This window comes from Nonomuraea sp. IBHARD001, assembly GCF_056106265.1.
Genome location: NZ_JBWBBW010000002.1, coordinates 4900050 through 4922121 on the forward strand (window position 1 = coordinate 4900050; position 22072 = coordinate 4922121).

Annotated in this window: 14 protein-coding genes; 7 read left to right on the forward strand and 7 right to left on the reverse strand. The window is 72.0% G+C overall.

Translation table 11 applies throughout. From position 1 onward, the window contains the following. Window positions 1-104: 104 nt before the first annotated feature. A complete protein-coding gene (locus ACTWNK_RS24410; protein WP_474306814.1) occupies window positions 105-1073 on the forward strand; it encodes a helix-turn-helix domain-containing protein in 969 nt (322 codons plus the stop codon). On the opposite strand, the gene ACTWNK_RS24415 is transcribed toward ACTWNK_RS24410, so the two are convergent. Beyond that, the gene (locus ACTWNK_RS24415) at window positions 1067-1567 is read right to left on the reverse strand and encodes a hypothetical protein (RefSeq protein ID WP_474306815.1); all 501 of its coding nucleotides are present in this window, start codon (window positions 1565-1567) and stop codon (window positions 1067-1069) included. The genes ACTWNK_RS24410 and ACTWNK_RS24415 overlap by 7 nt on opposite strands. A 126-nt stretch (window positions 1568-1693) precedes the next feature. Next, window positions 1694-2137, reverse strand: a complete 444-nt coding sequence (locus ACTWNK_RS24420; RefSeq protein ID WP_474306816.1) for a winged helix-turn-helix transcriptional regulator — start codon at window positions 2135-2137, stop codon at window positions 1694-1696. 85 nt (window positions 2138-2222) lie between these two features. On the opposite strand from ACTWNK_RS24420, the gene ACTWNK_RS24425 reads away from it, so the two are divergent. After that, window positions 2223-3416 (forward strand): MFS transporter, encoded by a 1194-nt coding sequence (locus ACTWNK_RS24425; RefSeq protein WP_474306817.1) that lies wholly within the window; start codon window positions 2223-2225, stop codon window positions 3414-3416. On the opposite strand, the gene ACTWNK_RS24430 is transcribed toward ACTWNK_RS24425, so the two are convergent. From ACTWNK_RS24430 to ACTWNK_RS24450, 5 genes are all read right to left on the reverse strand, one after another. Next, window positions 3370-4263, reverse strand: a complete 894-nt coding sequence (locus ACTWNK_RS24430) for an alpha/beta fold hydrolase (protein ID WP_474306818.1) — start codon at window positions 4261-4263, stop codon at window positions 3370-3372. The genes ACTWNK_RS24425 and ACTWNK_RS24430 overlap by 47 nt on opposite strands. Before the next feature lie 185 nt (window positions 4264-4448). Further along, entirely contained in the window at window positions 4449-5396 is a 948-nt protein-coding gene (locus ACTWNK_RS24435) for a methionyl-tRNA formyltransferase (protein WP_474306819.1), read from the reverse strand. 65 nt (window positions 5397-5461) lie between these two features. After that, window positions 5462-6733 (reverse strand): MFS transporter, encoded by a 1272-nt coding sequence (locus tag ACTWNK_RS24440; protein WP_474306820.1) that lies wholly within the window; start codon window positions 6731-6733, stop codon window positions 5462-5464. A gap of 44 nt (window positions 6734-6777) precedes the next feature. Continuing rightward, window positions 6778-11373: a non-ribosomal peptide synthetase gene (locus ACTWNK_RS24445; protein ID WP_474306822.1), complete on the reverse strand. Its 4596-nt coding sequence runs from the start codon at window positions 11371-11373 to the stop codon at window positions 6778-6780. Continuing rightward, complete coding sequence (locus ACTWNK_RS24450) at window positions 11370-16355, reverse strand: amino acid adenylation domain-containing protein (RefSeq protein ID WP_474310971.1); 4986 nt, start codon at window positions 16353-16355, stop codon at window positions 11370-11372. Before ACTWNK_RS24450 ends, ACTWNK_RS24445 begins: the two co-directional genes overlap by 4 nt. 534 nt (window positions 16356-16889) lie before the next feature. Between ACTWNK_RS24450 and argH the strand changes: the two genes are divergently transcribed. The 5 genes from argH (at window position 16890) to ACTWNK_RS24475 (ending at window position 22068) form a co-directional block, all read left to right on the forward strand. Continuing rightward, a complete protein-coding gene (gene argH, locus ACTWNK_RS24455; RefSeq protein ID WP_474306823.1) occupies window positions 16890-18437 on the forward strand; it encodes an argininosuccinate lyase in 1548 nt (515 codons plus the stop codon). Beyond that, window positions 18434-19612, forward strand: a complete 1179-nt coding sequence (locus tag ACTWNK_RS24460) for an argininosuccinate synthase (RefSeq protein WP_474306824.1) — start codon at window positions 18434-18436, stop codon at window positions 19610-19612. The genes argH and ACTWNK_RS24460 overlap by 4 nt, the downstream gene beginning before the upstream one ends. A gap of 121 nt (window positions 19613-19733) precedes the next feature. Further along, window positions 19734-20126 carry a GntR family transcriptional regulator gene (locus tag ACTWNK_RS24465; protein ID WP_474306825.1) on the forward strand — a complete coding sequence of 131 codons (393 nt, stop codon included), beginning with the start codon at window positions 19734-19736 and terminating at the stop codon, window positions 20124-20126. Beyond that, window positions 20123-21013: an ABC transporter ATP-binding protein gene (locus tag ACTWNK_RS24470; protein ID WP_474306826.1), complete on the forward strand. Its 891-nt coding sequence runs from the start codon at window positions 20123-20125 to the stop codon at window positions 21011-21013. Before ACTWNK_RS24465 ends, ACTWNK_RS24470 begins: the two co-directional genes overlap by 4 nt. After that, window positions 21010-22068: an ABC transporter permease gene (locus tag ACTWNK_RS24475; RefSeq protein WP_474306827.1), complete on the forward strand. Its 1059-nt coding sequence runs from the start codon at window positions 21010-21012 to the stop codon at window positions 22066-22068. Before ACTWNK_RS24470 ends, ACTWNK_RS24475 begins: the two co-directional genes overlap by 4 nt. Window positions 22069-22072 lie beyond the last annotated feature (4 nt).

Sequence of the window (22072 nt, forward strand, 5' to 3'; positions counted from 1 at the left end):
GTTCTCATCCCGTATCGAGCTTCCGCTAAGGGATCTTGACGACTACTCTTTGCTCGGCCTTACCGGCGGAGACTCGGCCTTACCGGCGGAGACGAGGGGTGCATGTGGATACGGGCAACTACCCGGCAGCGGTCGACGGCACACCCCTCGAAGCCGCCACCGAGCTGGGCGCCGAGCTGCGTCGCCTGCGTATCGAGCGCGGCGGCTCCCAGCGTTCCCAGGCCCGCGCCCTGCACCTGAGCTCGCACAGCAGTGTGGCCGACTACGAGCAGGCCAGACGCCTGCCACCCGCCGACACCCTGGCCGCCTACGAACGCCTGTACGGCCTGCCCGAAGGCGAACTCCAGGCGTTACGCGAGAAGGCGTTACGCGAAAAGGCCCAACGCGACAGAGCCCTGAGCGAGAAAGCCGCGAGCGAGAAAGCCGCATTTTCGGAAATAGCAGCACAGGAACCAGCGGGTTCCGCGACACAGGAGCCGATCTCGCCAACCGTCGCGACCACCGCCGGCCCCCCACCACGTAAGGCACGTACCCGGCTGATCGCCGCAGGTGTGGCCCTGGGGCTGGTCGTCGTCGCCGTCGCGGGCTTCGTCTGGCTGCGTGCCCCGCAGGGCCCGCCGCCCATGACCTGGGCCGCCGCCACCCGTGTGCTGGGCCTGTCCGCCGACGCCGTACAGTCCCCGGTGGACGGCGCCGACCCGGCACGGGCGGGATGCGCGGGCGAGCAGGTGCGCACGCTGGCCGCCCAGCAGGTCTGGCTCGGGAGCAAGCTGCTGGCCGACCTGGAGTTGCGCTACTCCGACGCCTGCGGGGTCGGCTGGGTCCGGCTCAACCCCATGGGCATGCTGATCAACCATCCGGCGCAGGACATCCGGATCAGACTGGAGGTGTTCCGGCCGGCGGACGGCGTGGCCAGCCGGGTGGAGGAGGCGTTCGTCCGGGATCACCACTGGTCGGGCGTGCTCACCGCGGCCGACGACTGCCTGAGCGCCCGTGGCGCCGTGCTGATCGGCGAGGCGCAGACGGACATCGCGATGATCGCCTGCACCTCACCGAAGGCGAAGCCTCAGTAGTCCTGGCCCCATTCGTAGCTGGTCGCCCAGAAGACACCGGCACGCGCCGGTCCGGGCGAGTACAGCATGGGGCTGACCCAGGCCTCGCCCGCGCCGTACAGCCAGCCCTCGTCCTGCTCGAATCCCGCGACCTGGCTGCCCCTGCGCTGGATGGCCACCAGCGCGCGGCCGGTGCCGCCGGTGGACACCAGGCGCGCCCAGTTGCTCTGGCAGCGGTCCGACCACCACAGTTCGAGCCTGCCGCCGGGCCACGACATCGGCGTGAAGGGATACCCGGCGCTGCGCCCGACCTGGCGGGCGTCGCGCAGGCAGCCGGCGCCCCCGTTGGGCTGACTGTCGGGGATGGCGGCGTCCAGGCCGTCGCAGTTCGCGGGGCTGGGGTTGTTGATGCAGGCCGCCGAACCGGCGGCGCTGGCGGGCGACGCGACGGCCGTGACGCCGGTCAGCGTCATCAGGGCGCAGACGCCGAGAAGGGACAGTTTCCGTATCGACATGGTTGCTCCGGTGTGATGGAGGTGGACGCGATGCGTGCTCCGTCACAGTCGGTCCGCCCGCCCATTCGCGACAAGGCCTGACCTGGTCGATCGACCATACGCCGCCCGAACGCCGACCAAGCCTCCCTATCGCACCTTCCGTACCCGCGTGGTGTCGGCGTCGAGCGGGCTGCCGTCCTCGGCGGCCGGCACGATCTCGGGCACGGGGGCGCCGTGCAGGTCCACCAGGGTGGAGTGCGGCTCGCCGGGGGCGAAGGCGTGGCGTTCGCCCCATTGGCGCAGCGTGAGGATGACCGGGAAGAGGTCGCGCCCGGCGGCGGTGAGCACGTACTCCTGGCGGCGGCCCGACGGCGCGGTGCGCTGGGCCAGCAGGTCGTGGGCGAGGAGCCTGCGCAGGCGGTCGGTGAGGATGTTGCGGGCGATGCCGGTGCGCCGCTGGAACTCGGTGAACGAGCGCGCCCCGTCCATGGCGTCGCGGACGAGCAGCAGGCTCCACCGGTCGCCGACCAGGTCGAGGGTACGCGCGACGGGACAGTCGGCGTCGGTCCAGCCGGTGTCGGGTGCCCCCATGACGACCTCCAATGAGTTGCGGATTGAAACCATTCTGCCCTACCGTCCAATTGGTTGCAATGTGCTACTGATTGGAGTCGACCTCATGGACAGGTGGCGACGGGCACTGCTCGCGGTGGTGTGCGCGGTCGCGGTGGCGAGCGTCTACGCCGCCCAGCCGATGCTGGAGCCGATGGGAGGTGAGCTCGGCCTGCCGCGGGACCTGACCGGCTGGATCGTCGCGACCGGCCAGTTCGGCTATCTGGCCGGGCTGGTCCTGCTGGTGCCGCTCGGCGACGTGCTCGACCGGCGAAGGCTCATCGCCGGGCACCTGGCGATCGTCGCGGCGGGCATGGTCAGCACGGCGGCGGCGCCCGTCGCATGGGTGGCGTTCGCCGGGCTCGCGGTGGCCGGGGTGTTCGCGGTCGTGGTGCAGACCAGCGTGGCGTACGCGGCGGCGCTGTCGCCGCCCGGACAGCGCGGGCGCGCCATCGGCGTCGTGACCTCGGGTGTCGTGGTCGGCATCCTGGGCGCTCGCGTCGTCACGGGCGCACTGGCCGAGGCGTGGGGCTGGCGCAGCGTGTATGTCGTGCTCGCGGCGCTTTCGCTCGGCCTCGCACTCCTTGTCCTCGCCGCCCTGCCTCGGGATCGGCGCCCCGGACAGGCCATGGCGTACGGCGAGGCCGTCGGCTCGATGCTCGGCCTGTTCGGGCGGCGGGACTTCCTGATGCGCGGGCTCGTCACCTTCCTGCTGTTCGCCTCGTTCGGGACCTTGTGGAGTGGGGTGGCGCTGCCGCTGGCCGGTGCGCCCTGGCGGTTGAGCGAGGGGCAGATCGGACTGCTCGGCATCGCCGGGCTGGCCGGGGCGCTCGGGGCGGCACGCGCCGGACGCCGGGCGGACGCCGGACGCGCCACCCCGGTCACCGCCGTCGCGCTCGCCCTGCTCATCGCCTCCTGGGCGGCGATCGGCCAGTTGTCCTGGTCGCTGTGGCTGCTCGTCGCCGGTGTCGTCGTGCTCGACCTCGCCGTACAGGCCGTGCACGTGAGCGGTCAGCACGTGCTGACCGCCGCGTACCCGGATCGCACCAGCGGCGTCATCGCGGGCAACATGGTCTTCTACTCGCTCGGCTCGGCGCTCGGCGCGGCCTCGACCACGGCCGTCGGCGCCGCCTACGGCTGGGCGGGGTCCAGCCTGCTCGGGGCCGGGTTCGCGACCTGCGCGCTGATCGTCTGGGCGGGGGCCGTACGGACGTTCAGTCCCGCGCCGCGGCGTGGACGTGTTCGGCGATCAGCGCGGTGAGGTCGGGCCAGAGCGGGCGCGGCAGGTCGTGGCCCATGCCGGGAAAGGTCCGCAGGACCGCGCCGGGAACGGCCGCCGCGGTGGCCCGGCCGCCCGAGACGTCGCACATGAGGTCGTCGGCGCCATGGATGACCAGCGCGGGAACCTCCAGCGTGCGAAGGCGGGCGGTGCGGTCGCCCGACGCCACCGAGGCCACGGCCTGGCGAGCCACCCCTTCGGGATCGTAGGCCCGGTCATAGGAACGGGCGGCACGCTCGGCGACCGCCGCCTCGTCCGGCGGATAGCCGGGCGAACCGAGCACGCGCACGGCCCTGACCATCTGGTCGATCACCTCCTGCCGGGTACGCGGAGGAGGGCCGGACAGGGCGCCGAGCGCCCGGGCGTCGGCCTGGCCGACGGCGGGGTCGCCGGTCGTGGACATGATGGAGGTCAGCGAGCGCACCTTCGCCGGATGCTCGATCGCCGCCGTCTGGGCGATCGCGCCGCCCAGCGACAGGCCGACCAGATGCGCGCCGTCGAAGCCGAGCGCGTCGATGAGGCCGACGGCGTCGGCGGCCATGTCCGACAGCGTGTAGGAGGCGGAGGACAGGTCGCCCGCCAAGGCCGCCGGCAGATCGGGCGCGGGCCCGCCGGGAAAGTGCGAGGACAGCCCGACGTCGCGGTTGTCGTACCTGATCGGCTGCAGGCCGTGCCCGGCGAGCATCGCGCAGAACTCCTCGCTCCAGCCGAGCATCTGCACGGCGATTCCCATGATCAGGAGCACCGGAGGGTCCTGCGGGTCGCCGAAGCGCTCGAAGGCGACCTCGATGCCGGCCGGGCCCACGCCGGACGCTTTTTCCTCGCCCATTCTCACATCATCTCCTCACCGGAAAAGCAGGAGGGAAAGATATCCAAAAAGAAGGGGCAATTCAAATAATCGACAATATTAATAAGTCGTCATATAATAAAGCCGGGAAAAGAAAAAAGGATCCCAGGTGGTCGTACGACCGGCCTGGGATCGCTCGTCGATCGCTCCTCAGCGGCGGGCCCGGGTCACGGGTGGCTGGTCAGATACCCGCCCATCGTGGTGAAGAAGTCGGTGGCGTCGTACTCGCGGCCGTCGTCGGTGCGCAGCCGCTCGACGACCAGGCCGTGCTCGGTGCCCGCCCGTGCGCCGGGACCGCACACGACGGCCACGCCCTTGCCGTCGGGGCGGAACACCCGGCCGGGCGTGCCTCCCAGACGCAGCGACGACACCGAGGCGGCCAGGATGCGCAGGCGTTCCCCGTTGAAGTACGCGAACGTGTTGGGGTAGGGGTCCACCTGGGCGCGGACCAGGTTCGCGATGTCCTTCGCCGCCCAGGTCCAGTGGATGCGGCTGTCCTCGACCGAGCGTTTGTGGAAGAACGTGGCGGCGGCCGGGTCCTGCTTGGTCCAGTCCGTGCGGCCGGAGTCGATCAGGTCGATGGATTCGAGCGTCATCGGGGCGAACAGTCCGATCGTCTTGTGGAACAGGTCGGTGACCGTGTCGTCGTCCTCGACCGGCACCCGGCGCTGCAGCACGATGTCGCCCAGGTCGAAGCTCTCGTTCATGAAGTGCACGGTGACGCCGACCTCGCTCTCGCCGTTGATCAGCGCCCAGTTGAGCGGCGCGAACCCGCCGTACCTGGGCAGCAGCGCGTCGTGGACATTGATCGCGCCGTGCTTGGCCAGGCCGTAGATGTGGGGCGCCAGCCAGGTCCGCCAGTCGGAGGAGACCAGGAGATCGGGCTCCAGGCCGCGTAACCGCTCGGCGACCTCGTCGTCGTTGGCATAGCGGCGTTCCAGCACCGGGATGCCGTGCGCCTCGGCCAGGGCGGCCACCGAGTCGTTCCAGATGGTCTCGTACGCGTGATCGCTCGACGGGTGGGTGATGACGAGCGGCACTTCGTGCTCGGATGCCAGCAGGGCCGCCAGGACCCGATGACCCCATGTCTGATAGCCCATGAAGACCAGTCGCACGTCTTCTTTCCTTTCCTTTGTTCTCTCAGCTCGGTGGAAACATCGCAAAACCGAAGGGCAACGCGCTACCCCACCGCACCCGGCCCCGTACGCAGGCTCCTGACCTCCCGGGTGAGCACCAGCGGCAGGCACACCGCGACCGCCAGCCCCCCGAGCACCCACAACATCGGCCGCACGCCGATCGCGTCGCCCAGCACACCGCCGAGCGCCGCACCCACCGGCAGCGTCCCCCACACCGCGAACCGCATGGAGGCGTTCATCCGGCCCTGCAGCCGGGTGGGGGTGATCGCCTGGCGCAGGCTGACCTGGTTGATGTTGTAGACCGAGATACCGGCCAGCATCAGCCCGATCGCGACCGAGATCAGCAGCGCCCCTGCCCCCGTGCCCGCCGCCGCGATGAGCAGGATCGGCAGCACGGCCAGCAGGGCGGCGGCGATCAGCGTGGGACCGAGGCCGAGCGTCCTGACCACCCAGGCGTTGACCATCGCGCCGAGCAGGGCTCCGGCGTTGCCCAGCGTCAGGATGAGACCGAGTGCGCCGGGCGTCAGATCGAGGTCGTTGAGGGCGAACACGGTCAGCAGGGCGGTCAGCGCGCCGCCGAGACCGATGAGGTTCATCAGGCCGGTGCAGGTGGCGATCGCCCGCAGCGTGCGGTTGCCGAAGACGAAACGCAGCCCTTCGCCGATCTCGGCCGCCATCCTGCGCCGGGGCGCGGCGGCGGCGACCTCGGCCGGCCGTGTGCGGATCGCGCCGATGAGGATCGCCGACAGCAGGTAGCCGCCCACGTTGAACAGCAGCACGAAGGGGGCGAGCACCACGTGGATGAGCAGACCGCCCAGGCTGGGGCCGCCCAGGTAGGCGATCGAGCGCGACACCTCCAGCCTGGTGTTGCCCGCCGGGATGTCCTCGGTCTCGACGACGGAGGGCAGGAACGCCTGGTCGGCGATGTCGAAGAAGACCGTCTGGATGCCGACGAGCAGGCCGACGACGAGCATCAGCCCGATGCTCAGCGCGTCCAGCGCGTAGGCCACCGGCAGGACGGCCAGCACCAGCATGCGCCCGACATCGGTGAAGATCAGCGTCTTGCGCCTGTCCCAGCGGTCGACCCACACCCCGGCGGGCAGCGAGACCAGCAGGAACGGCAGCGTCTCGGCCGCGGCGAGCAGGCCCACCTGGGTGGTGGAGGCGTTGAGCACGGTCAGCGCGATCACCGGGATGGCGAAGAAGGTGATCTGCGAGCCGATCTGGCTGGCCGTCTGGGCCGCCCACAGCAGGGTGAAGTCGCGGTGCCGCCACAGACTTCGCCTGGCGGAGGCGGGTACGGCCTTGCTGTCCATGATGGAGGAATCCCTTTCCAGTACTTGATCTTCGTCCGCACGTGTCACGCGTCCACCGCCGAAAGCCCCTCCACACCCCCGTCCAGCCCGTCGGCCATCGCGTCCAGCACCCGTCGCACCTCGCGCAGCAGGTCCACCGCCCGCGCGTCGCAGACGCTGTCGCGGTAGTAGCTGACCTTCAGCAGCAGCGCCGGATCCGGCCACACGACCAGGCGAAGCGTCTCGTCGCCCGGCGCGGCGTTGGCGATCGGGTTCCACCCGGCGATGCGCGACTGCAGCCCGGCCTCGAAGGGGAAGTTCTCCACGACGATCTCGGAGTCGTACAGCCGGTCGGTGTCGGGGATGCCGCACCAGCGCTGGACGTCCAGCGGCGAGACGTGTTCGTGCGCGCTCGCCTCGGCGTGCTCGCGTTGCAGGGCGCGCAGCCAGTCCAGGCACGAGCCCGAACCGGGGACGACGACACGGCTGGGCAGGCGGTTGTTCAGGCACCCCACGACGTACTCGGCGCCGGGCAGGCTGTCGGTGCGCCCGGAGACGACCGTGCCGAACACCACGTCCGGCGAGCCGAGCGCGTGCCCCAGGGCGATGGCGTAGGCGCCCCGCACGAGCGTGTGCAGGGTCAGCCCGGCCTCGGCCGCACGCCGGTAGAGCAGGGCGGTGCGTTCGGCGGGCAGCCAGGTGCGCTGGTCGGCATGCGGCGGGCCGCCGTCGCCCGCGCCCGGTCCAAGGCCGGCCGAGACCAGGCCGAGCGGGGCCCCCGCGAGCCTGCCCGTCCAGTACGCCCGCGCGGCGACGTCGTCGCGCCCGTGCCACCAGCGGGCGAGCTCGCCCGGCTCCGGCCGGACCGGCAGCACCACCTCACGCCCCTCGCGGAAGCCGTCGTGCAGGTCGAACAGATCGCGCAGCAGCGCCGTGAACGACCAGCCGTCCAGATTGAGATAGGAGTAGTCCCACACCAGATACGCCGAGCCCGGCCCGAGGTCGAACACGGTGAGCTCCACCTGGCAGCGCCGCAGCGGATCGGTGGGGGTGCTGCGCAGGTCCTCCAGGTGCCGGTTGACGGCGAGGATGGCCTCGGCGGTGCCGAAACCGGCGAGGTTCTCGCGGCGCACCCGGAAGGCGGCGTTGCGGTGCACGGCCTGCAGATCGGCGCCGTCGTGGGTGTGCAGGGAGGTGCGCAGCGCCGGGTGGTGCTCGACCAGGGTGTTCCAGGCCAGGACGAGCAGGTCGACGTCCACGTCGGTGCCGCTGACGTCGAACGCCTCGTGCACCCGGTACATCCCTGGCCTCGGCCGGTGGCGCAGCCGGTTGAGCCCCCAGCGCTGCATCGGCCCCGCCGGTTCGATCCGCTCGGCGTCGATCAGGGCGGCCAGCAACGCCGTACGGCTGTCGCCCTCGATGCCGAGGTGGGCGGTCTGCGGCAGCCGGTACCCGGCCTGGCGGGGCGCGGGCGCGACCGGTTCGGCGTCGTCGGGCAGCGGCATGCGCCAGGTGGCGCCGAGCGCCTGGACGAGGGCGCGCACGCTCTGGTGGGCGAACACCTGCCTGGCGGTGAACGGCATCCCGGCCTCCCTGGCCAGCGACACCACCCTGATGCTGGAGATCGAGTTGCCGCCCGAGGCGAAGAAGTTGTCGTCGGCGGTGAGGCCGGGACGGTCGAGCACCTGCCTGACGATGGCCAGCAGGGCGGCGTGCTCGTCGTCATCGTCGTCGTCATGCCGCTGCTCGGGCGCGTGCGGCGCGGGGGCGGGCAGGGCGCTGGGGACGAGCTTGCCGCCTGCCGTACGCGGGAGTTCGGGCAGTTCGACGAGATGGGCGGGCACCTGGTAGCTCGGCACGCGTTCGGTGAGGAAGCGGCGCAGGGCCACGGTGTCCAGGCTCGCGCCGGGCCTGGCGACGACATAGGCGACGACCTCGTGCGAGCCTTCGGTACGGGCGGCGCGTGCGACGACCTCCTCGACGTCGGGGTGCGCGGCGATCGCCACCTCGACCTCGCGCAGTTCGACGCGGTGCCCGCGTACCTTGATCTGGCCGTCGACGCGGCCGACGAAACGCAGCACGCCGTCGGCGTCGACCATGGCCCGGTCGCCGGTGCGGTACATCCGCGCGCCCGGCCGCTCGTCGAACGGGTCGGGCACGAAGCGCTCGGCGGTGGCGGCGGGCCTGCCGAGGTACTCCCTGGCCAGGGCCGGGCCGCCGACGAACAGCTCGCCCGCGAGGCCGGGCGCGACCGGCCAGGCCTGGGCGTCGAGCACGTAGGCGCGCATGCCGCGCATCGGCAGGCCGATCGGCAGGACGGGACCGAGCCTGCCGTCGGCGACCGAGCCGGTGTGCGTGATCGAGGTGATCAGCGTCTCGGTCAGGCCGTAGGCGTTGACCACGGGCACGCCGGTGCGGTCGGCCCAGCGCTTCAGGTCGGCGACGTATCCGGCCTCGGCCCCGATGACGACCGTGCGCAGGGTGGGAGGCAGCGGGCGCGGCCTGCGTTCGAGGTCGCGGGCCCATTCGGCCCAGTAGGAGCTGGTGAAGTCGGCGAGTGTGGCCCGGCCTTCGGCGATGACGCGTTCGAGGTCCACCGGGGCGATCTTGTTGTCCTCCAGCAGCAGGACGCCGCCGCCCAGGCACCACACCGGGACCGTCTCCTCGAAGCACACGTCGAAGGTCAGGGCGGAGAACTGCAGGAACATGTCGTCGGCCGTGATCGCCATGCGTTCGGCGAAGATGCTGGCGTAGTGGGCCAGCGCGTCGTGTGCCACCGCCACCGGTTTGGGCAGCCCGGTCGAGCCCGAGGTGAACAGCACGTAGGCGAGCGAGCCGAGCAGGGCCAGCGGCTTTTCGAGCGGTGTGTCGGTCTCGACGCCCTCCAGGTCCAGCCAGGCGATCTCGATGTCGAGGCCGAGCCGCTGGGCGACGTCCTTGGCCGCGTCCGCGTTCTCGGCCAGGCCGAAACGCACGCCTCCCGCCTCGGTCATCGCCCGCAGCCGCTGGTCGGGCAGGGTCAGGTCGAGCGGCACGACGGCGGCGCCCGCGTACCAGCAGCCGAGCACCGCGACCGCCCAGCCGATCCCCCTGGGCAGGGCGAGCAGCACGCCGTCCTCGGCCCCGGCCCCTGCGGCGCGGACCCTGCCGGCCAGGCCTCTGGCCCTGCGGTCCAGGTCGCGGTAGGTGATCTCGACGCCCTGGCAGGTCCTGGCGGCGACGGCCCCGGGGGTCAGCGCGGCCTGCTGCGCGATCTGGTGCGGCACGGGCACGTGCGTGGGCAGCACCCGCCCTTCGCCCTCCGCCGGGCCGTACAGCAGGCCCGCCCGGCCGCCCGCGTCCAGGTCGCGCACGCGCCCCGAGCCGTCGTCGGCGGTGAAGGCGGTCAGCAGGGCCAGGTAGGCCTCGGCCAGGGCGGCGACCGTGCTCTCGTCGAACAGGTCGGTGCGGTACTCCCAGTCGGCGATCACCGAACCGCCCGTCACCTCCACCGCCAGGCCGAGCTCGAACTTGGCGTTCGTACAGGGCGTGGCCATGCGCACGACGTCCACGCCGGGGCCGAGGTCGGGCGTGCTGACGTCGAGGTGGTCCAGCCCGCACAGCACCTGCACGATCGGCGCGTACACCGTCGAGCGCGGCACCCGCAGCCGGTCGACCAGCTCCTCGAACCCGACGCCGCCGTGCCGCATCGCCTCAAGGCCACGGGTGCGGACCTGGTCGAGCAGGTCGAGGACGGTGTCGCCGGCCCCGACGCGCAGACGCAGCGGGATCGTGGTGACGAACATGCCGACGGTGTCGGCGTCGGCCATCGAGCCACGCCCGGACGAGGGCGACCCGATCACCAGGTCACGCTGCCCGGTCAGCCGCGCCAGCAGCACCGCGTACACGGCCAGCACCACCATGTACGGCGTGACGCGCCACCTGGCGCACGCGGTGAGCACCTGCTGCCACACGTGCGGCTCGACCGTGCGGCGCAGTGCGCTTCCCGCGCTGCCGCCACCGTCGGGACGCGGCCGGTCGGCGGGCAGGTCGATGGCCTCGGGCGCGTCCCGCAGCGACTCCTCCCAGTAGGCCAGCGCCTGCTCCCGCTCGCCCGGCGCGACGACGTCACGCTCGAACCAGGAGGTGGCGGGCGGCAGATCGGCGGCGCCCCCCGAGACGAACGCGCGGTAGAGCAGGCCGAGATCGCGATACAGCACCCGCAGCGACAGCCCGTCGCACACCAGGTGGTGCACCACCATGACCAGCACGTGCTCGTCGGCGGCGAGTCGCACCAGCACGCTGCGCAGCAGCGGTCCGCGCGCGAGGTCGAACGGCCTGGCCACCTCGTGCGCGAGCCTGGCCTTCGCCATGTCGGGCGCGGTGTGCGGCGAGTGCGAGAAGTCGACGAACGGCATCGCGAGCACGACCGGCCCCCGGTCGCGCAGCACCGGCCGCTCCCCCGCGACGACCTGCCCGCGCAGCACCGGGTGCCGCTCCAGCAGGGCGGCCAGCGCCCGGTGCAGGGCGTCGGCGTCCAGCGGCCCGCGTATGCGCAGCGAGGTGTTGATGTGGTAGAGCGCGGCGCCGCCCTCCGGCTGGGCCTCGCGCTCCCACTGCTCGCCGAACCAGAGGCCGAGCTGGGCCGGGGTGAGCGCGCTCCCTTCCCGTGCGGCGCTCATGCCGGCACCTCGGCGGCGAGCAGGGCCAGGGCCAGGTGGCCGCTCAGCCCGGCGACCGTGGGATGGGCGAAGAAGTCGGCGACGGCGAGGTCGACGCCGGTCGCCTCCCTGACCAGGTGCCTGATGCGCAGCACCGCGAGCGAGTGGCCGCCCAGCAGGAACAGGTTGTCGTGCCTGTCGATCTCGGGCAGGTTCAGCACCTCGGCCCAGATGTCGCTCATCGTGCGTTCCAGCTCGATCGGCGGCGAGGCCTCCTGCGCCTGGTCGGCGGCGTGCGCGGCGGCGTCGATCGGCGGTTCGGGCAGCCGGGATCGGTCGATCTTGCCGGAGGTGGTGAGCGGTATCTCCTCCAGCACGACGTACACGGCGGGCACCAGGCCGGAGGGCAGGCTGCGGGCGGCGTGCGCGGCCAGTTCCCTGGCGGGCGGCGGCCGGTCGCCCGCCGGGCGCACGTAGGCGACGAGTGTCTGGGCCGGGGCCTCTCCCCTGACGACGACATAGGCGGCGGCGACGCCCGGATGGGTGCCGAGCACCTGTTCGATCTCGCCGAGTTCGATGCGCAGGCCGCGGATCTTGACCTGCTGGTCGCGTCTGCCGAGGTAGTCGAGGCCGCCGTCCATCGCCCATCTGGCCCGGTCGCCCGTCAGGTAGAGCCTGGCGCCGTGCCCGCCGCCGAACGGGTCGGGCACGAAACGCTCGGCGGTCAGCCGTGCCCTGCCCGGATAGCCGTCGCTGACCGCGTCGCCGCCGATGGCGAGTTCGCCCTCGACGCCTCTGGGCAGCAGGTTCCCCTCCGCGTCGAGGACGTGGACCTGCACGCCGGGTCCCGGTTCGCCCAGCGGCCACGGCCTGCCCGGCTCGACGCGCACCTCGCCGCCGGTGACGAACACGGTCGTCTCGGTCGGGCCGTACAGGTTGCGCACCATCGGCACGCCCGCCTCGCGCAGCATGCGCACGAGCGGTTCGGTGCCCGCCTCGCCGACGAAGTTCACCGACCGCACGCCCGGCGGCACGGCCCCCCTGCGCAGCAGTTCGGCGAGCATGCTGCCGACCACGTTCGCCTGCGTCGGCACCAGATCCTGCGGCAGGTACGGCAGGGCGAACAGGTCGTCGACGAGCACGACGGCGCCACCGGCGGCGAGCGTCGGCAGGATCTCGTGCACCGAGACGTCGAAGGTGAGCGCGGTGGCGGCCAGCGTGCGTTCCAGCAGGCCTTCGGGCGTCTCGGCGAGCGTCCAGCGCAGGAAGGAGTCGAGGTTGGCGTGGGTGACGCGGCAGCCCTTCGGCAGGCCGGTGCTGCCCGAGGTGTACATGACCCAGGCCGTGGCCGAAGGGTGCGCGGGCGGCGTCGGCGTGCCCGGTGCGGGCTCCAGGCGGCCCACGTCGAGCGCCTGCCAGTCGCCGGGCGGCAGCAGGCCGGCCGTACCTGCGTCGACCAGGACGCGGCGCGCCCCCGAGTCTTCGAGCATGTAGGCGGTGCGGCCCGGCGGGTGCGCGGGGTCGAGCGGCAGGTAACCGCGCCCCGACAGCAGCACGCCGAGCAGTGCGGTCAGCGCGGTGGGGGTACGGCCGAGCAGGACGCCGACGGGGGCGTCGCCGCCCGCCCCCGACTCCGCCAGCAGCCGCGACACCGCCCTGGCCCCGGCGTCGAGCTGGGCGTAGGTGAGGGTGTGCTCGCGGGTGCGGACGGCGGGAGCGTCCGGCGTGCGGGCGACGGCGGCGGCGAACAGCTCGGCGAACGGCGTGGCGGGCGTCGCGGCGGGGCCCGAGCCGAGTGCGCGCAGCGTGGCCGTCCGCTCGGGGCCGAGCAGGTCGGCCGCGCCGATCCGGACGCCGGGGTCGGCGGTCATGACGGCCAGCACGCGCAGGTAGGAGTCGGCCACCTCGGCGATGAACTCCCTGGTGAACAGGTCGCTGTTGTACTCCCACAGCAGGGTGACCCGGCCGTCGAAGCGCCCGTCGGCGCCGGGCTCGGCCTCCGCCCTGGGGATGACCACGACATTGAGGTCGACCTTCGCCGAGCCGTTGTCGCGCTCGTAGACGGTGGCCGAGCAGCCGGGCAGCTCCAGGTCCGGCATTCTGGCGTCGTTGGCGCTGAACATGACCTGGAAGTAGGGGTTGGCGGCCGGGTCGCGGTCGGGGTTGAGCGCGCGGACCAGCTCGACGAAGGGCAGCTCCTGGTTGGCGGTGGCGGCCAGCACGGTCGCACTGCCGCGCCGCAGCAGCTCGGCGAACGTGGGGTCGCCGCCCGCGTCGCAGCGCAGGACGACCGCGTTGACGAACATGCCGATGACGTCCTCGGTCTCGGCGAGCTGCCTGTTGCCGAACGCCGAGCCGACGGCCAGGTCGTCCTGACCCGTGTAGCGCCGCAAGGTGGCGTAGAAGGCGGTCAGCATGGCGGCGAACAGCGTGGTGTGGTGGGTCCTGGCCAGCTCGCGCAGCGCGGCGACCGTCCGGGCCGCCACCTCCAGCCTGACCATGCCTCCGGCGAAGCTCTGCGGCCTGGACCTGGCCTTGGTCGCGGGCAGCGACACCGAGGGCGGGCTGCCTGCGAGTGTCGCCGCCCAGTGCTCGCGCTGGCGGCGCATGCCCTCTGCGGCCAGCGCCCGCTGCTGCCAGCGCGCGTAGTCGGCGTAGTCGAACGCGACCGGCGCGAGATCGGCGGGCTCGCCGCTCACCTCGGCGGTGTAGGCGGCACGCAGTTCGCGCATCAGCAGCCCGAAGGACCAGCCGTCGTGCACGAAGTGGTGCTCGACCAGGATGATCTCGTGCACGTCCGGCGCGAGACGTACCACCGTCCAGCGCACCAGCGGCAGCTGCCCGAGGTCGAACGGCGTGGTCATGTCCTGCTGGACCAGCTCCTCCACCCTGGCCCGGTGCCCGGCCTCCGGCTCCCCCGACAGGTCGACCAGCCGTACCGGCATCGGCCCCTCGGCGTGCACCCGCTGGTACGGCACGCCGTCGTCGTCGTGGAAGGTGGTGCGGAAGATGGCCTGCCTGGCGGTGATCACGGCGGCGGCCCGGCGCAGGGCTTCGAGGTCGAGGTCTCCGGCGACGCGCATCGTCGTCTGGGCGTGGTAGGCGATGTTGCCGGGCGAGAGCCGGTCGAGGAACCACACCTGCTGCTGCTGTGCGGTGAGCGGCACGCGCTCGTCGTCGCCGCCGCGCTCCATCGGCGGATGCCCGGCCCGCGTGCCCGCGCGTTCGACGAACGCGGCCAGACCGGCGACGGTCGGATGGGCCATGAGGTCGGCGACCGAGACGTCGGCCGACCACAGGGTGCGGATGCGGTTGGTGATCTGCACGGCGGCCAGCGAGTGCCCGCCGAGGTCGAAGAAGGAGTCGTCCACGCCGACGCGGCCGACGCGCAGTGTGCTGCTCCACAGCTCGGTCAGCGCGATCTCGGTCGCGGTGACGGGCGCGCGGAAGGGCACGTCGTCGTCGCGCCGCCACAGCTGTGACTTGGGCAGCGCGTCCGCGTCGACCTTGCCGCTCGGCAGCAGCGGCAGCGCGTCGAGCACGACATAGCGTGCGGGCAGATGGCCGGGCGGCAGCGAGCGCGCCAGGTGCGCGCGCAGCCGCCCGGCCGTGGGCACGCCGTGGGAGTCGGCGGGCACGACATAGGCGACAAGGCGGGTGTCGCCGTCGTCGTCCCGTTCGGCGCGCACGTGCGCGGCGACCACCTCGGGATGGGCGCACAGCTGGGCGGCGACCTCCTGCGGGTGCACCCGCTGGCCTCTGATCTTCACCAGTCCGTCGGCCCTGCCGAGCAGCCGCAGCACACCGGAGGCGTCGAGCACGCCCCTGTCACCCGTGCGGTACATCCGCGCGCCGGGCCGCCGCGCCCGCGCGTCGGGCACGAAACGTTCGGCCGTCAGCCTGGGGTCGCCCCGGTAGCCGAGCGCCACGCCCGGCCCGCCGACGCACACCTCGCCCGGCTCGCCCTCGGCGACCGGCTGCAGGTCGTCGCCGAGCACGACGACATGGGTGCCGGCGATCGCCCTGCCCACGGCCAGTGCGGCCCCGGGGTCGGCGGCGTCGGCCTCGCTCAGCCGGTGCAGGGCCGAGGTCACGGTCGTCTCGGTCAGGCCGTAGGCGTTGAGCGTCTCGATCCGGCTGTGCGCACGCCAGGCGGCCAGCGTCGCGGCCCTGCCCATGTCGCTGCCGACGACGAGCAGGCGCAGGTGCGGGGGCACGGCGTCGGCGCCCTGGTCGAGGTCGCGTACCCATTGCTCCCAGTACGGCGTGGGCAGGTTGGCCACCGTGACGCGCTCGCGGGCCAGCAGGGCGGTGAGCTGCTGGGTGGTGATCGCCGAGGTGGGCGCGAGGACGAGCGTGCCGCCTGCGAGCAGGGTGGGGAAGATCTCCTCAAGGGCCACGTCGAAGCTGATCGTGGCGAACTGCAGCACCCTGTCCTGCGGGCCCAGCGCGTAGGCGGCCGTGACGGCGTGCGCGTGCGCGCCGAGCGCCCGGTGCGAGACCTCGACGGCCTTCTGCGTCCCGGTGCTCCCGGAGGTGAACAGCACGTAGGCGACCTGCTCACCCTGCGGCAGCCTGTCCGCTCCCGCGCCGCCACCATGCCCGGGAACAGCGGGAGCGGTGGGAAGCACGGCCCGGCCGCAGTCGGCGGCGAAGCGGGCGCCGTCGGCGTCGGTGAGGCAGACGTCGGCGGCGGCCAGCATGCGGCGTCTGCGGTCGGCGGGCAGGTCCGGGTCGACGGGCAGGAAGGCGGCGCCCGACATCAGCACGCCGACCAGCGCCTCGACCAGGTCAGCCCCCCTGGGCAGCATGACGGCGACGACGGCGCCCGGCCTCGCGCCCGCCACGACGCGCGAGGTCACCTCCTGGGCGCGCTCGCGCAGGCGCCGATAGGTCAGCTCCGTCGTGCCCGACCGTACGGCGATCCGCTCGCCGCCGGTCAGCAACGACTCGGCGAGCGCCGCGCACAGCGGTCGTGAGAGCGCGCCCGCGTCGCCGGGCATGGTGTCCACAAAGCCTCCCTGATCGTCGCCGGAGCCGATTTACCGGGCTCCGGAAAAGCACTGCCGATTCGGCCACCGACCGCCTGCGTTACGGTCCTGCCAGGTCGCCGTAATCACCCAGGCTACTTATTACACTTACTCACCGGTTCTTCATTTCAGAGGCACAGCAGAGCACGGCCCGCGATCGGCGAACAAGACCATGAGACCCTTTCGTTATTCTCGTGGCACGGCCAAAACATGGGTCTTGAAAAGCTCTCCGCACTGCGGTAGAAATTTCGCCCGCGTCGCCCGCACATCGCTGTGACCTGCACAGGACCAGGGAAGATCACGCAAAGAAAGTGTCCCAAGTCCATTGACCGAGCCAGATCCGCTGGTGCACTATTCAGGCGTCATCGGGCCGGTTAATCGTCGTTAACGGCCGGCGTGCCATTCTCCGGGAATTCATAATGCAGTGACAAGCCGACTCCCGAGAGTTAATAACGCTGGTCAGGACGTCGTACCGTAATCGGCATATCGCGACCAAAGGATCGGGCTGTGACCGACAAGTTGTGGGGCGGGCGCTTTGACGAGGACATCACCCAGGACGTTCTCGACTACACGCTCACCGTTGACGTCGACGAGCGGCTGGTGTTCGCCGACCTGTGGCAGGACATCGCCCATGTGCTGATGCTGAGCACGCAGGGCATCGTCACGGCCGAGGTCGCCCGGCCGGTGCTCGGCTCGCTGCTGCGGTTGTGGGAGCAGAACGAGCACGGCAGGCTGCGGCTGCGGCCCGAGCTCGAGGACGTGCACTTCAACATCGAGCAGCAGGTCATCGAGGAGCTCGGCCGCGAGATCGGCGGCCACCTGCAGACCGCGCGCTCCCGCAACGACCAGGTCTCCACCGACACCCGTATGTACCTGCGCGGGGTCCACCTGGACGCGGTCGAGGCGAACCTGGAGCTGATCGAGGAGCTGCTGGACTTCCCCGACGACGACCTGCTCGCCATCCTGCCCGGCTACACCCACAGCCAAGCCGCCCAGCCGATCTCGGTCGCGTTCTGGAAGAGCGCGCACGCGAGCATGCTGCTGCGCGACGTGGGCCGGGTGCGCGGCGCCTACGAACGCACCGACGAGTCGCCGCTGGGCGCGTGCGCGCTGGCGGGCACCTCGTTCGCACTCGACAGGGAGCTGACGGCCAGGCTGCTCGGCTTCGGCGCCGTGCTCGGCCACGCGCTGGACGCCACCAGCGCGCGTGACTTCCTCATCGAGAGCGCCGCCGCGTTCGCGATCGGCGGCAACAACCTCTCCCGCATGGCCGAGGAGGTGGTCATGTGGAGCGGGCACGAGTACAGCCTGGTCGAGGTGGCCGACGCCTACTGCACCGGCAGCTCGATCATGCCGCAGAAGAAGAACCCGGTCGTCGCCGAGCTGGCCAGAGGCCGGGCCGGCCGTACGGTGGGGACGCTGGTGCAGTTGCTCACGATGGCCAAGGGCGTGACGCTCGGCTACAGCTGCGACCTGCAGGAGGACAAGGCGTATCTGTGGCAGGCGATCGACACCTATCTGTCCACCCTGCGCATCGTGGCCGGGCAGACGCGCGGGCTGCGCTTCGACAGCGCGCGGGGCGAGGCGTTGTGCTGGGACAACTTCTCCACCGCGACCGAGCTGGCCAACTACCTGGTCGCCGAGCGCGGGCTGGCCTTCCGGGAGGCGCACCACGTCAGCGGCTCGCTCGTCTCGGCGCTCATCAAGCGCGGCTCGACGTTGCGCGACACCGGGGCCGGTGCGCTGATCCTGGCCGAGCTCGGTCACCCGGTCGCCGAACCCGTGCTGGCGACGATCTTCGCGCCGCGGAACGCGGTGACCGGCTACACCAGTCCGGGCGGCACCTCGCCGCAGAGTGTCAAGGCCGTGCGGGGCGAACTCCAGGCGGCCGTGAACGCCCATGCCACCTGGCTCGACGACACCCGCGAACGCCTGCGCCGGGCCAGGGAGGCCGCGTTCGAGGCCGCGCGTGACGTCGTGGCCGGGACCGAGCCGGGCAAGGCCGTTGCCCGTGTCCGCGCCGATCTGCCCGCACTCAGGGGGGACCTGTCATGAAGATCGTTCTTGCCTACTCGGGCGGCCTGGACACCTCGGTCGCCCTGCACTGGCTCAAGCAGCGCTACGACGCCGAGATCATCGCCTTCTGCGCCGACATCGGGCAGCTGGAGTCGCTGGAGACCGTCAGGGAGCGCGCCCTGCGCACGGGCGCCTCGAAGGTGTACGTCGAGCCGCTCACCGACAGGTACCTGCGTGACTTCGCCCTTCCCGCGCTGCAGGCGCACGCGCGCTACGAGAACAAGTACCTGCTGGCCGCGCCGCTGTCGCGCCCGCTGATCGCCCAGCGCATGGTCGAGATCGCACACGCCGAGGGCGCCGACGCGGTGGCGCACGGCGCGACCGGCAAGGGCAACGACCAGGTGCGCTTCTACACCAGCGCGACCGCGCTCGACCCGAGGCTGCGGGTGCTCGCCCCGGTCATCGACTGGGACCTGACCACCCGCGAGACCGAGATCGCCTACGCCCGCGAGCACGGCATCGAACTGTCGGTCAGCAAGGACAAGCCGTACAGCATCGACACCAACATCTGGGGCACCAGCATCGAGTGCGGCGAGCTCGACGACATCGGCAGGCCGCCACCCGCCCACGCCTGGCAGCTGACCGCCGACCCCAAGAACGCCCCCGACCAGGCCGAGCAGGTCACGGTGGGCTTCGAGGGCGGTGTGCCGGTCTCGCTCGACGGCGACAAGCTGGACCTGCCCACGCTGGTGACCCGGCTGAACGCGATCGCCGCCAGGCACGGCGTCGGCCGGGTGGACATCGTGGAGAGCAGGGTCGTCGGCTTCAAGACCAGGGGCATCTACGAGGCTCCGGCCGCGACCGTGCTGATGGCCGCGCACGAGGAGCTGGAGGCGATCGTGCTGGACCGCGAGACCCTGCACCACAAGCAGGGCCTGGCCCACCGCTACGCCGAGCTCGCCTACTACGGCTACTGGTTCTCCGACCTGCGCCGGGCGCTTGACGGCTTCGTCTCGACCCTGCAGCCGCAGGTCAACGGCGAGGTGACGCTGGAGCTGTACAAGGGCTCGCACACCCTGGTGTCGCGCCGCTCGCCGAACTCGCGCTACAACGACGCGCTGGCCACCTACGAGGCGGGCGACACCTTCGACCACGACGCGGGCGCGGGCTTCGCCTACGTCTGGGCGCTGCCGCTGCGGGGCGCCGCACGCTGAGGCGGCCCGGCCGCGCCGGAGGGCGGGAAGACCACACGGTCTTCCCGCCCTCCGGCTTTTACGTCGACCACATCTCCCCAAAGGTCTAATGTGCTAGGTACCTAGTTAAATGGAGGAACCAGTGATCGAGTTCCATCTGGACGGCAGGTCGGGCGTCTCGCCGTACCTGCAGATCGTCCGGCAGGTACGGCAGGCGATGCGGCTGGGGCTGCTGCACGAGGGCGACAGGCTGCCGACCGTCAAGGACGTGGTGGCAGCCCTCGCGATCAACCCCAACACCGTGCTCAAGGCCTACCGGGAGCTCGAACACGAAGGGCTCGTGGCCGCACGCCCCGGCATCGGGACGTTCGTCACCGCGACGCTGACCGACGCCACGCTCGCCGCGCACGCGCCGCTGCGCCGCGAGCTGCAGCGCTGGCTGACCAAGGCCCGCACGGCGGGACTCGACGACGAGAGCATCGAGGCGCTGTTCATGACCACCTTTCGAAACGCCGCCCAGCAGGACATAGCATGAGCGCCGCCTTACGGACCCAGGGCCTGGGCAAGAGGTACGGCAGGCGCTGGGCGCTGAAGGACTGCACGGTCGACATCCCCGCCGGGCACGTCGTGGGCCTGGTCGGTCCCAACGGCGCGGGCAAGACCACCCTGCTGAGCCTCGCGGCCGGCCAGCTCGCACCGACCGAAGGCGACCTCACCGTGCTCGGCGGCCCACCGGCGGGCGCCGCCGAGCAACTGGCCAAGGTCGGCTATGTCGCCCAGGACACCCCCGTGTACGCCGGGCTGAGCGTCGCCGACCACCTGCGGCTCGGCGCCAGGCTCAATCCGGGCTGGGACGCCGCGCTTGCCCGTGAGCGCGTCGAGCGGCTCGGCCTCGACCCGGCGCGCAAGGCGGGCAGGCTGTCGGGCGGGCAGCGCGCCCAGCTCGCCCTCACCCTCGGCATCGCCAAACGGCCGAGGCTGCTGCTGCTCGACGAGCCCGTCGCGGCGCTCGACCCGCTCGCCCGCCGCGAGTTCCTGCAGAGCCTGATGGAGGCGGCGGCCGAGCAGGAGCTCAGCGTCGTGCTCTCCTCCCACCTGATCTCCGACCTGGAACGCGCCTGCGACTACCTGGTCGTGCTCGTCGACTCCCGAGTCCGACTGGCGGGCGAGGTCGACGACCTGCTGGCCGAGCACGTCAGGCTCACCGGGCCCAGGCGCGAGCCCGGCCGGATGCCCGCCGACCAGCACGTCGTCTCAGCCAGTCACACAGCCAGGCAGAGCACCTACCTCGTGCGCACCGGCGCGCCCGTGCTCGACCCGGCCTGGAGCGTCAGCGCGGTCGGCCTGGAGGATCTCGTGCTCGCGTACATGAGCGGCGACGCCGAGCCCGCGGCCCGTCCCGTCCTGGAGGCGCGCCGATGATCTGGCTGACCTGGCGCCAGCTGCGCGCCTCGGTGGCGGCGACCTCGGCCGTGCTGGCCCTGCCGGCCCTCGTGCTGGTGCTGAGCAGGCCCGGACTGCTCCAGGACTACACCGACGGCATCGCCGCCTGCGCCGGGCGCGGCTGTCACACCTTCCTGCAGCGCTTCTTCCACGACAACCAGCTGCCCTACCTCGCCGTCACCGCCGTGATGCTCGCCCTGCCCGTGCTGCTCGGCCTGTTCTGGGGCGCGCCGCTCATCACCAGGGAGCTGGAGAGCGGCACGCACCGGCTGGTGTGGAACCAGAGCGTCACCCGTACCCGCTGGCTCGCGGTCAAGCTCGCCGTCACCGGCCTGGCCGCCATGCTCACGGCCGGGCTGTGCAGCCTGGCCGTGACCTGGTGGTCGGCCACGCTCGACGACAGCGGCGCCGCCTTCCCCCTGCTCGGGCCGCTGCTGTTCGGCGCGCGAGGGTTCACGCCCGTCGTCTACACCGCCTTCGCGCTGGCGCTCGGCGTGTGCGTCGGCATGTTCGTGCGCCGCACGCTCGCCGCCATGGCCGTCACCCTGCTGGTGTTCGTCGCCGTGCAGGTCGCCTTCCCGCTGCTCCTGCGCCCGCACCTGCTGCCCGCCACCCATGCGAGCGCGCCGCTCGGCCCGGCCAACGTCGAGGAGGTACGGCCCGGCCCCGGCGACACGCTGACCGTGGTGCTGAGCGCGCAGGTACCGGGCGACGCGCACGGCTGGGTGCTGTCCAGCCGTCTGGTCGACGCGGCGGGCGACCCGGTGACCCGGACGGAGGGCAACATCCCGATGCGCACCTCGTCGGGGCCGTGCTCACCTCCCGTGCGCCAGGAGGTGACCGAGGAGCAGGTCACCGATCCGATGCAGCCGTGCTGGACGGCGATCGCCTCGCTCGGATACCGGCAGGAGGCCGACTATCTGCCCGCCGGCCGTTTCTGGCCCCTGCAGGCGGTCGAGAGCGGGATCTACGCCCTGTTCACCCTCGGCCTGACCTGGCTGGCCTTCTCCACACTGCGCCGACGCGTGTTCTGACCCG